This is a genomic window from Lactobacillus sp. UMNPBX6, from assembly GCF_002553975.1.
Lineage (GTDB): Bacteria > Bacillota > Bacilli > Lactobacillales > Lactobacillaceae > Lactobacillus > Lactobacillus gallinarum.
On the sequence record NZ_PCZD01000052.1, the window covers coordinates 1 to 11,646 of the forward strand.

10 protein-coding genes and 1 pseudogene are annotated in these 11,646 nt (G+C 39.0%); 10 read left to right on the top strand and 1 reads right to left on the bottom strand.

The window, feature by feature from the left end; genetic code table 11:
• The first annotated feature begins 256 nt into the window (after positions 1 to 256).
• Positions 257 to 2,881, top strand: a complete 2,625-nt coding sequence (gene adhE / locus CP357_RS08030; protein ID WP_056945581.1) for a bifunctional acetaldehyde-CoA/alcohol dehydrogenase — start codon at positions 257 to 259, stop codon at positions 2,879 to 2,881.
• Positions 2,882 to 3,075: 194 nt separating this feature from the next.
• Positions 3,076 to 4,887: a glutamine--fructose-6-phosphate transaminase (isomerizing) gene (gene glmS / locus CP357_RS08035; RefSeq protein ID WP_025006279.1), complete on the top strand. Its 1,812-nt coding sequence runs from the start codon at positions 3,076 to 3,078 to the stop codon at positions 4,885 to 4,887.
• Between the two features lie 327 nt (positions 4,888 to 5,214).
• Here glmS and CP357_RS08040 read toward each other — a convergent pair.
• A pseudogene (locus tag CP357_RS08040) lies at positions 5,215 to 5,598 on the bottom strand (hypothetical protein); the annotation flags it as partial.
• A 231-nt stretch (positions 5,599 to 5,829) separates the two neighbouring features.
• Here CP357_RS08040 and CP357_RS10245 point away from each other — a divergent pair.
• The 8 genes from CP357_RS10245 to CP357_RS08070 form a co-directional block, all read left to right on the top strand.
• Complete coding sequence (locus tag CP357_RS10245; RefSeq protein ID WP_158227262.1) at positions 5,830 to 6,000, top strand: hypothetical protein; 171 nt, start codon at positions 5,830 to 5,832, stop codon at positions 5,998 to 6,000.
• 99 nt (positions 6,001 to 6,099) lie between these two features.
• Positions 6,100 to 7,389 carry a Rib/alpha-like domain-containing protein gene (locus tag CP357_RS08045; RefSeq protein ID WP_098037023.1) on the top strand — a complete coding sequence of 430 codons (1,290 nt, stop codon included), beginning with the start codon at positions 6,100 to 6,102 and terminating at the stop codon, positions 7,387 to 7,389.
• Between the two features lie 66 nt (positions 7,390 to 7,455).
• Positions 7,456 to 8,247, top strand: coding sequence for an MBG domain-containing protein (locus tag CP357_RS08050; protein ID WP_098037024.1), 792 nt, complete (start codon positions 7,456 to 7,458; stop codon positions 8,245 to 8,247).
• A 34-nt stretch (positions 8,248 to 8,281) separates the two neighbouring features.
• A complete protein-coding gene (locus CP357_RS10690; RefSeq protein ID WP_255404990.1) occupies positions 8,282 to 8,413 on the top strand; it encodes a hypothetical protein in 132 nt (43 codons plus the stop codon).
• Positions 8,368 to 9,270 carry an MBG domain-containing protein gene (locus CP357_RS08055; protein WP_233187240.1) on the top strand — a complete coding sequence of 301 codons (903 nt, stop codon included), beginning with the start codon at positions 8,368 to 8,370 and terminating at the stop codon, positions 9,268 to 9,270. The genes CP357_RS10690 and CP357_RS08055 overlap by 46 nt, the downstream gene beginning before the upstream one ends.
• A gap of 194 nt (positions 9,271 to 9,464) precedes the next feature.
• Complete coding sequence (locus CP357_RS10615) at positions 9,465 to 9,701, top strand: LPXTG cell wall anchor domain-containing protein (protein ID WP_233187239.1); 237 nt, start codon at positions 9,465 to 9,467, stop codon at positions 9,699 to 9,701.
• Between the two features lie 331 nt (positions 9,702 to 10,032).
• Complete coding sequence (locus CP357_RS08065) at positions 10,033 to 11,265, top strand: acetate/propionate family kinase (RefSeq protein ID WP_098037027.1); 1,233 nt, start codon at positions 10,033 to 10,035, stop codon at positions 11,263 to 11,265.
• Positions 11,266 to 11,351: 86 nt separating this feature from the next.
• A partial coding sequence (locus CP357_RS08070; RefSeq protein ID WP_158227263.1) for a helix-turn-helix domain-containing protein occupies positions 11,352 to 11,646 on the top strand: 295 nt, incomplete at its 3' end.

Sequence of the window (11,646 nt, forward strand, 5' to 3'; positions counted from 1 at the left end):
GCTAAACTATTGAGTTTTCAAGGCTTCATAGTTTTTTTGATGTGGGAAGTTTAAGAATTAATATGTTTGTTAATTAACAAACTAGTAAAAATAGCAACCGCTTTCATTAGTCTGAGAGTAAATTATAGAGTGATTTTTTATGCTTGTTCACTAGTAAATTACGTAAATTATGGCGTTTACTTTTAAATTTATTGTGCTATAGTTGACATTGTAAATTAGTTCACAAGAATTAGTAGATCTTAGAGGTAATAAAATAATGGCTAAGACACAACCAAAAGAGACTCAAACAGAGGAAGAGAAGAAAAAGCAAATTTACGACATGGTTGATAATTTAGTAAAAAGATCACATGTTGCATTAGACCAAATGGCTAACTTCACACAAGAACAAGTTGATAAGATCTGTGAAGCAGTTGCTACTGCAGGTGAACAAAATGCTTACCCACTAGCTAAGATGGCTGTTGAAGAAACTAAGCGCGGTGTAGTAGAAGACAAAACTACTAAGAACATGTACGCTAGTGAAAATATTTGGAACAGCTTACGTCATGAAAAGACTGTCGGTGTAATCGAAGAAGATAAAGAATTAGGCTTAACTAAGATTGCTGAACCTAAAGGTGTTATTGCCGGTGTTACTCCAGTAACTAACCCAACTTCAACTGTTATCTTCAAAGCTATGCTTGCTTTAAAGACTAGAAATACTATTATTTTCGGCTTCCACCCACAAGCTCAAAAGTGTTGTGTAGAAACTGGTAAGATCATTCAAGCTGCAGCCGTTGCTGCGGGTGCTCCAAAAGATGCAATTCAATGGATTGAAGAACCAAGTTTGGATGCTACTACTGATTTAATGAATAACCCAGGTGTTCAAACCATTTTAGCTACAGGTGGTCCTGGTATGGTTAAGGCCGCATATTCATCAGGTAAGCCAGCCATCGGTGTTGGTCCTGGTAACGGCCCATCCTACATTGAAAAGACTGCTAACATTGACCGTGCCGTTTACGACATTGTTTTGTCAAAGAACTTCGATAACGGTATGGTTTGTGCCTCTGAAAACTCAGTTGTTGTAGATGATGAAATCTACGACCGAGTTAAGGAAGAATTCAAGAAGTGGAGTTGCTACTTCTTGAACAAAGAAGAAATTAAGAAGTTTGAAGAACACTTCATCGATCCAAGACGTGGTACTGTTGCAGGTCCTGTAGCTGGTAAGTCAGCTTATGAAATTGCTAAGCTCTGCGGCGTTGATGTACCAAAGGAGACCAAGGTTATTGTTGCTGAATACAAGGGCGTTGGTAGAAAATTCCCACTTTCAGCTGAAAAGCTTTCACCAGTCTTCACTCTATACCGTGCTAAAGATCATGATGATGCTTTCAGAATTTGTTCAGAATTGCTTGATTACGGTGGTCGTGGTCACACTGCTGGACTTCACTCAAGTGATCAAAAAGTAATCAAAGAATTCTCAATGAAGATGGATGCATGCCGTATCTTGGTTAACTCACCAGCTGCTCTTGGTGGTATCGGTGACCTTTACAACAACATGCTTCCATCACTTACCTTGGGTACTGGTTCATATGGTGCCAACACCTTCTCACACAACATTGGTGCTCGCGATTTGCTTAACATTAAAACTGTTGCCAAGCGTCGTGACAACATGCAATGGGTAAAGGTACCATCAAAGACCTACTTCGAACACAACGCAGCTAACTACTTACGTCACATGCCAAACGTTAACCGTTTCTTCATCGTTACTGATGAAGGCGTAGCTGACCAAGGCTTTGCCGATGAAATTACCGACATTATTTCTAAGCGTCGTGGTCAAAAAGAATACGAAGTCTTCAAGGCCGTAACGCTTGATCCAAGCACCGACGTCATTAAAGATGGGGTTCACAGAATGAACATCTTTAAACCAGACGTTGTCATCGCCATCGGTGGTGGTTCAGTCATGGACGCTGCTAAGGTAATGCGTTTATTCTACGAAAATCCAGAAATGAAGTTTGAAGAAGCTTATCAAAAGTTTTTGGATATCAGAAAAAGAGTAGTTCGCTTCCCAAAGATTAACGGCGTTCAACTTGTATGTATTCCAACCACTTCAGGTACTGGTTCAGAAGTTTCACCAATCGCTGTCATTAGCGATGCTAAGACTGGTATTAAGCACACCCTTTGTGACTATGCTTTGACCCCAGATGTTTCTATTGTTGATGACCAATTCGTACAAAAATTGCCCAAACGCTTGATTGCTTGGTCAGGCTTTGAAGCTTTAGGTCACGCAATCGAAAGCTACGTTTCAACTATGGCTACTGACTTTACTCGTGGCTGGTCACTTGAAGCTATTAAGATCATCTTCGCTAACTTGAAGAAGTCATATGATGGTGATCTTGATGCTCGCAAGAAGATGCACGATGCAGCTACTATTGCTGGTATGGCATACTCAAACGCATTCCTTGGCTTGGAACACTCAATTGCCCACACTGTTGGTTCAACCTTTGATATTCCAAGTGGTGTCAGCGATGCTATTGCTTTACCACAAGTTATCCGCTTCAATGCTAAGCGTCCAGAAAAGCTTGCTATGTGGCCTCATTACTCAGTTTACCGTGCTGACAAGGATTACGCAGAAATTGCTAGAGCTATCGGTTTGACCGGTTCAAGCGATGCTGAATTGATTGAAGAATTAGTTCAAAAGATTATCGATTTAGCTCAATCAGTTGGTATCAAGATGGCATACAAGGATTACGGTGTTGATGAAAATGAATTCAATAAGAAGGTTGACCAATTAGCTGTTGAAGCTTACGGCGACCAAAATACTGTAACTAACCCAGTTGCTCCATTAATTAGTCAAATTGCTCAATTGATGAGAGACAGCTTTGAAGGTAAGGATATTAAGACTAAGTAATTTGAATTTACACATACAAAATGGCGATCAGTATATTAAAACTGACCGCTGTTTTTTTGCTCTAAAATCGATTATACCAATTTCGATAATAATCACTTGACCGCTTTGGCAAAAAAGAATATTATTGCAACTGTAACAATGAAATCAAACTAGTCCACTGTCAAAAAGTGAACTAGACCAAAGGAGAAAAATTTATGTGTGGAATTGTTGGGGTTGTTGGTAAACCAGCAAGAGAAATTATTTTAAGCGGATTAACAAATTTGGAATACCGTGGCTATGATTCAGCTGGTATTTACTTGAATGATTTAAATGGAAATGAATATTTGACTAAGGCTGTTGGCCGTATTTCAAACTTAAAAGAAAAGTTGACTCCAGATGAACAAGGTTTGGTAGGTATTGGTCATACCCGTTGGGCTACTCACGGTAAGCCAACTGTTGACAATGCTCACCCTCACTTTGATGAAACTAAGCGTTTCTACTTGGTTCACAACGGTGTGATTGAAAACTTCGCTGAATTGAAGGAAAAGTACTTACAAGGCGTACACTTCCACTCAGATACTGATACTGAAGTGGTTGTACAATTAATCGGTAAGATTGCACGCGACAAGAATTTGGATGGCTTTTCAGCATTTAAGGAAGCTTTGAAGCTTGTTAAGGGTTCATACGCATTCTTGCTTGTTGATAATACTGAACCAGATCATGTCTTTATCGCTAAGAACAAGTCACCAATGATGCTTGGTATCGGTGATGGTTTTAACATCATTGCTTCAGATGCTATTTCAGTAATGGACCAAACTAAGACTTTCGTTGATTTGCACGATGGGGATGTTGGTGACATTACTAAGGATTCTTACACTATTGAAACTGTTGATGGTAAAAAAGTTGACCGTGAACCTCACGTTTTGAACATTGATCCAAACGCAGCTTCAAAGGGTGCTTACGAATTCTACATGCTTAAGGAAATTGATGAACAACCTGGCGTAATGCGTCACATGTCACAAAACTACCTTGATGAAAATGGTGAACCAAAGGTTGATCAAGATATTCTTGATGCTATTTCTAAGGCAGACCGTTTATACATCTTCGCTGCCGGTACTAGTTACCATGCAGGCTTAGTTGGTAAGACTCTCTTTGAACATTACACTGGTATTCCAACCGAAGTTGGTTTGGCTTCAGAAGCTGGCTACCACTTCCCAATGATGAGCAAGCACCCATTCTTCATCTTCTTGACCCAATCAGGTGAAACTGCTGACTCACGTGTTGTTTTGAAGGAAGTTAACAAGCGTGGCATTCCAAGCTTAACTATGACTAACGTAGAAGGTTCAACTCTTTCTCGTGAAGCTACTTACACAATGCTCTTGGGTGCTGGCCCTGAAATTGCCGTTGCTTCAACTAAGGCTTACACCGCTCAGATTGCTTTACAAGCTGTTCTTGCTAAGGCTCTTGGTGAAAAGTTGAATAATGAAAATGCTAAGGATTGGGACTTGCGTCAAGATTTGGCAATGGCTGCAGAAGGCATCCAACAAATCGTTGACGGTAAGGAAAAGATCAAGAAGCTTGCAGATGACTACTTGATTAAATCAAGAAATGCATTCTACATTGGTCGTGGTATTGACTATGCTGTTGCTCTTGAAGCTGCTCTTAAGTTGAAGGAAGTTTCATACATCCAAACTGAAGGTTTTGCAGCGGCAGAACTTAAGCACGGTACTATTTCATTAATTGAAAAGGGTACTCCGGTAGTTGCTTTGATTAATGATCCAGTTACTGCTGATCTTACTCGTGGTAACATTCAAGAAGTTGTTTCTCGTGGTGCTAGTGTAATTACTATTGTTGGTAAGGACTTTGCTCGCGAAGGCGATGACATTGTTTTGCCAGAAATTAACTACTACATGTCAGCACTTTTGACAGTTGTACCTGCTCAACTTCTTGCATACTACGCTTCTAAGGATAAGGGCTTAGATGTTGATAAGCCACGTAACTTAGCTAAGAGTGTTACTGTTGAATAATTAATATTTGAATAAAACTAAGGATAGCGATGGTGAATGTGCCATCGCTATTTTTAGTTAAGATAATTCATTGAGATATTTTTGTACGGACTTAAAAAACTTGCTATAATAGTAATGAAAAAGAGGTCGGCAAATGAGCCGAATTCTAGCATTAGTTGTAACGCATCTGATACAGACACGAAGGCGTCTTCTTTCTATTAGGATAGGAATACGAGTTAAAAATCACTCATAAGCACCATCTCCTTGAAAGATAGCCACCGCTTCAGCTTTTCTACGGATAAAATTATACTAAATTCGAATATACGTTCAGAAGCGAACAAGATAAATTTATCGTAAATCTCGAGTGAAAATAAAAGGGACCGAATCAATTTGATTCGATTCCTTTTTGCGTCTAATTGTTTTTAGCTGTTTCTGCCGCATTTTAGCTAAATATTGTTGGTGCTTTTGTTCTGCCTTTTCGTCTTTTTCAATAAAGAAGTAGGCGACAGCAGCCAAGACACCGACTACAACACCAACCAAAATTGTCTTCCAAGTGAAGTTAGTAACCATGTAGCAGGAAATTAACAAAGCCAAGATTGGAATTGTGTAACCGCCAGGAAGCTTGAAGCCATGGTTAGGGAATTCATTGATGTGCTTGAATTTGATAACTGCCAAAATTGATGGCACGTATTGAACAAAGGAAGCAAGAACGATGCAGGATACCAAGAAATTGATAATTGTAAATAGAATAATTAAGCCAATAGCTGTCCCATAATAAACAACTGCGTTGTTGTATACTGGCCAAAAATTGGCGAATATTTCTACGAAAACTACGCTTTAGCTTATGCTCTAGGAATTACGGCTGGTGTTAGTGATTGGACTGCGCCAAAGAGTTTATATACCACTAAAACTAATAAATTTAAGCTGAATTTAACTTATACCAATGGATTTGATCAGCTTGCATTGCCTAATGCGGATAAGCAAGAAATCGAAGTTAACTATATCACAGCACCTAGTTTAAAAGACGATCCCATTTATATCTTTAATGCCGGCGGTGATGCAAGTCCAACTCTTAACATTTCTATCGATGGCAGGCCAACTAAATATCCAATAGCAAATCTCGGGTTACAATAACCTGTAGCCGTTGGTCAAAATAAGCAACTAATCCAACAGGCAGTTAATGGCAGTGATTTTAAAAATCAGGTTAAGATTACCTTAACTGATGGCACGCAAATGTCTGCTAGTCAGTTACAATTAGCTGGAACTAATCAGACTAGTGCCGACATGAATTCTGGTAAGTTTCATTTGATTATCAATACAACTTTTAACAATGGGTTTACTGATGCTGGTCAGCCACTAATCTTTGCTAATCCAGACAGTCAAGATCCGGGAGCAACGCAAAAGTTTGCTAAGGCTGTGAAAAAAGCATATAAAGATTTAGGCTGTGCTCAAACTAAACCAGTAAACGTTGGTACTTTACCACAAATAAAATGGCAAAGAATTAAGGAAGATGCCTTTGCCATCATGACTTCTGTAAAAAATATAAAGAATGAAGTAGTAGATCTTACCAACGGCCCTACAAGTTACACAGAGAATGACGGTCGCAACTTAAGCAATTTTGTTGAAAAACCTGTAACAGTTAAAGGTGGTCCTCATGGGACTATTAATGTAATTAATAATTTACTCTCTGGTGGCAATAAAGTTTGGCCTGCTGGAACTACCTTTGAATGGCAGGGTGACAACGGCGAAAAGAGTCTGGTTCTAGACAAAGCCGGAGAAACCAGGAACGGTAATATTGTAATTACTTTGCCAAGTGGTTCAAGGTATACGGTTAAGGATATTACGCTTACTACCAAGGCTAATGTAAAGGCCGAGAGTAGAACAATTGATTATGGTACGAAGTTAACGGCTAAAGATCTTGTTACTAACACGGATGTCTTTCCAGAAGGTACTACTTTCCAATACGTTGGTAATGAATCTAATTGGATGAAGCCAGGTTCCTACAATGATGTTCAGATTACTGCTACGTATTATGATCAAGGAACTAAGAAAAATATTGTTACTCCAGTAGCTCACTGTAATGTAGCCATTAATGACAGTCGCCGCATTACGGTCTTAAAGGGCTACACTGCTTATACTGGTGGCCCTGCTGACAATAAGAATAAGGTCCCAGCAAATCAATTTGTATTCCCAACTTGGAATTCAGAAAATACATCTCTTTCTAGCAACGCATCAATAGCATATGCAGATGCAGCTTCTGTTTATGAAGCAAAGCCAGTTCACACGATTTTGTATATTCCTGATGAAGTTCAAACTAGAACACTTACTGCTCATTTTAAGATTGCTGGTGGTGAACATAATGGGGAAACTATTGCTCCAGATGCTCAAGTTCAAGTATTCTTTAAGAAAGCAGGTACTTTAGATACAGCTACTAATAAGATTGTTTACACTGGTAATTGGGCTCCAGATTGGGATGCAGGCGACGAAGCTACTCCTGGTTTCCACGTAATTTCAGGATCTTGAAGTTTACCATCTAAGGGTAATGACGCTTCTATTGGATTGACTTCTCCTAGTCGTGATGGTTACACCGTGGCTAACATTAGATATGATGGTTCATACTCAACTTTCACATTTGCAAACCCAAATTACAACTCTAATACGGCCTATATGAATAATGATAATGATGTTTGGTACATGAGAAATGACTTAACTACTTACTATGTTCCAAATTCATTATTAAATAAGAGTGTTACAAGAACGATTACCATTAAGGAACCAGGTCAAGCAGATCGCACAATTACGCAAAATGCCAAATTAAGCAGACAAGTTAAAGTAAATGGTGATGATACTGGAGTCACCTTTGAAGGCTTTGATGATAGTGGTTGGAAAGCTGATAGTAACTGGGGCGTACAAGATGTTCCAATTCATGCTGGCTACAACATTTCTGTCACTCAAACAGTTGAAGGAGCATCTACCTCAACTCCACTTCAACTTGTAAATGGTCAAATCCCTGCCGAAACAGTAAACGGTGATACTAAGAATACGCAAATTGTTGTAACTTACGGTGCTACTGCAACTGCTACAGCAATTCTTGGCAAGGAAGGTAGTCGCGATTATGATGCAAAGACTACTTCAGTAGCTGATGTTTTGAGCAAGTTAGGTTGGACTGATAGTGGTTTTGTAAAGAATCAAACATTGAAGTCAACTGACTTAACTGCTAGTGACTATGCTTGGTTCACCAAGAATGCTGATGGTACGTTCACTGCTATGACTGGTGATCCAATCAATGCGGGCACTTACTACTTGAAGCTCAAGGATAGTTCAGAAGCTAAGCTGAAAGCGGAAAATCTAAACTACAACTTTAAGTGGTTCAGCTTCTAAGATTTACGATGGCAAGGATATTTCACTTGATGACTTGAATAGTCCTGATGGTGATATTGAAGCTAAGTTTACTTTCCCAGGTAGCATGATACTTACAAGTTACATGCAGGTGACTACACCATTGAAAATAATTCAGCTAAGGCCGATGACTACACTGTTAGCCTAAGCACTGATGGCCTCGCTCGCTTGCAAGCTGCTATTGATAATTACGCAGGTGCAGGTAATGTAACTCTTGCTGCTAAGGATTTAAGTAGCAATGCAAGCTTTACAATTAATCAAAAAGACTTAACCGTAACTTTAGACAAGAAGCCAAATACCACTCCTGGTAAGACTTACGATGGTCAAACAGCAACAATTGACGATAATGATGCTCAATTTACTGCAGCTGGTTTAGTTGAAGGTCAAACTTTGAATGTTGCTAACTTGACACCTAGTGATTATGAGTGGGTTGATAAAGATGGCAAGAAATTGGATAAAGTTCCAACCGATGCTGGTACTTACTACATTGCTTTAACTCAAGCTGGTGTAAAGCAATTGCAAAAGGATAATCCAAACTACAAAGTTAGCGAAAGTGGTCAGTTTGCATATGTAATAGCTAAAGTTGAAATTAATGGAAGTTACGAAGGAACTTCAACTGCTCAGGATGCGAAGATCTACAGAAATGCTGTAGTTGACGAAGTTACTGGTAAAGTAACTTATGGTGCTTGGTCAACTGGAAATTGGGGACCATTCACTACACCAACGATTGATGGATATACTCCAACAATTGCAAGCATAGCGACTAAACCTGTAACTTATGGTACTGATCCAGAAAGTGTTGATATCACTTACACACCAAATGCTCAAACAACCAACATTATCTACAAAGACGAAGATGGTCAAACCATTAAGACTGACAAAGTTGACGGTAAGACCGATGAAACTGTTGATGTTCATTCAATAATTCCAGCAGGTTGGAAGCTAATTGATGGTCAAGACGTTCCTGAAACTGTGAAATTTGGACCAAATGGATTCCTGTTGTAATTGAACACAAGACAATCACAGTAACTCCAGAAACTCCTGAAGATAAGATCCCAACAGGTAAGGTTCCAGTCAAGACTCCAAATGAGACTTCAGATGATACCGAAATCGATACCACTCCGAAGGATCAAGATCTTGAATCTGGTCCAGCCGTAATTAAGGGCTACGAAGAAAACAACGCACCTTTATATGAAGATATGAATAATTCTGCTCCAGCTAGAAACAATAATTCAATTTCATTAAAGGGTGCTGATACATACGCTTCAACTAATGCCCCAGCTAAGGCTGCTTCAGCCGAAACTGAAGAAAACAGTGGCAAGCATGAATTACCACAAACCGGTGAAAAGCAAAATGAAGCTGGTATCTTCGTTATCCTTGCAATGGTTTTAGGCCTCTTTGGTTTAGCCGATCGCAAAAAGAAAAAGGATGAATAATCATCCCTTTGAATAAAACAAGACTCTGACGCAAAACTGCGTTGGAGTTTTTGTTTGCTCAAAAATTTTGTTATAAATTGAACAAAGTAGAATATATTTTTTATATTTTCCAAAAAATAGGCATAATATTGATATTTATCAAAATATGATTTTGACAGTTTTACATCTCGAAAAAATAATTGCAATTATTACCTATATAACAATATATTTGATTGACTTTGCTGTTTAATTGAATTTTTGAAAATCATTTGACTGGCTATTCTAATAAGCTATACTATTAAGTGAAAATTCACTTGTGAAAAGTATAACTAATATTTAGGGGATGTAGTTAATGAGAAAAGTTTTGGCGGTCAATTCGGGGAGTTCGTCATTCAAGTTTAAATTATTTTCATTGCCTGATGAAAAGGTAGTAGCACGAGGAATGGCCGATCGTGTAGGTCTGGCAGATTCTACCTTTACAATTGTGTTAGCTAATGGGGAGTCACATAAAAAGCAAATTGCTATTCCAGATCAAGAAGCTGCGGTAAATTTATTGATTAATGACTTGAAGAAATATCATGCTGTCGAGAAATTGCATGAGATTGTTGGGGTAGGACACCGTGTGGTAAATGGCGGTGAATATTTTAAAGATTCAGCCATTATTAACAAGGATAATTTACAAAAGATTTGGGATTTAGCTGGTTTTGCACCTTTGCACAATCCTGCCGAAGCTAAGGGAATTGAAGCCTTTATGCATGTCTTGCCAGATGTGCCGCAGGTAGCCGTGTTTGATACCTCTTTCCACCAAACATTAGATCCTGTGCATTATCTGTATTCTATTCCTTATGATTATTACAAAAAGTATGGTGCGCGGAAATACGGTGCTCATGGCACCTCCGTGCATTACACTACCTTGGAAGCAGCTAAGATGATGCAACGCGATGTGAAGGACTTAAAGCTAATTATTTGTCACTTAGGCTCCGGTTCTTCGATTACCGCTGTTAAAAATGGCAAGTCTTATGATACTTCAATGGGCTTTAGTCCCTTGTCCGGAGTAACTATGGGTACACGGTCAGGCGATATTGACCCATCTCTTGTGCAACACTTAATGCATAAAACCGGAGATTCAATTGATGAGATGATTGATATTTTGAATAAAAAGTCTGGTTTAATTGGACTCTCTGGTATTTCTTCAGATATGCGTGACGTGAAATATAATGATGATCCGCGAGCTGTTTTGGCACGCAAGATCTTTATCAATCGTGTTGTGCGTTATATTGGTTCATATCTTGCTGAAATGGGCGGCGCCGATGGAATAGTCTTGACCGCAGGCGTTGGTGAAGGCGACGTAGAAGTGCGCAAGCAGATAATGGATGCCTTTAGGTATATGGGTGTAAAACCTGACTATGAGGCTAATAAGAGCAATGGCCGGAAGTTTATCACTAAGCCGGATTCCAAGATTCAAGTGATGATCATTCCAACTAATGAAGAGTTGATGATTGCCCGTGATGTTGTCCGTTTAATGAAAAACGCCCGAAAATCCCCGTATTTTAATGCGGGGATGGATAGGGCCAAGCTGACCTAGCAGTCAGCTTTTTTATTAAAAAAATAGAGACATATGTTCGCCTATCCTGTAAAATATAAATATCTAATCTATGAGGAGGTGAAATCATGAAGAGAATGAGCAGCTTAGCCTATCATTTTGGCGTTAAGCTTCGCTTTTATCCTAGTTCTAAGCAAAAGAAAATCATTAAGTTGAACTATGATGCGCAACGCTTTGTCTACAACTCTTATGTAGGACGCAATCGAAGCAATTATCATGCTAAGCACTACTTAGCTGTTAGACAATATCAAGCAATGCCCTTTGCCTTTTCTATTCTTAATAATTATGAGACTAAGCTAGCAGAAGAAGTAGTCGCCAATAGCGAACTATTGGCTAAGCCTAAGAATATCCGCGATACTTATA

Excerpts from the sequence above, each read along its gene's own strand:
- CP357_RS08065 (WP_098037027.1), top strand. The coding sequence starts at position 10,033 with ATGAGAAAAGTTTTGGCGGTCAATTCGGGGAGTTCGTCATTCAAGTTT.
- glmS (WP_025006279.1), top strand. The coding sequence starts at position 3,076 with ATGTGTGGAATTGTTGGGGTTGTTGGTAAACCAGCAAGAGAAATTATT.
- CP357_RS10615 (WP_233187239.1), top strand. The coding sequence starts at position 9,465 with ATGAATAATTCTGCTCCAGCTAGAAACAATAATTCAATTTCATTAAAG.
- adhE (WP_056945581.1), top strand. The coding sequence starts at position 257 with ATGGCTAAGACACAACCAAAAGAGACTCAAACAGAGGAAGAGAAGAAA.
- CP357_RS08045 (WP_098037023.1), top strand. The coding sequence starts at position 6,100 with ATGTCTGCTAGTCAGTTACAATTAGCTGGAACTAATCAGACTAGTGCC.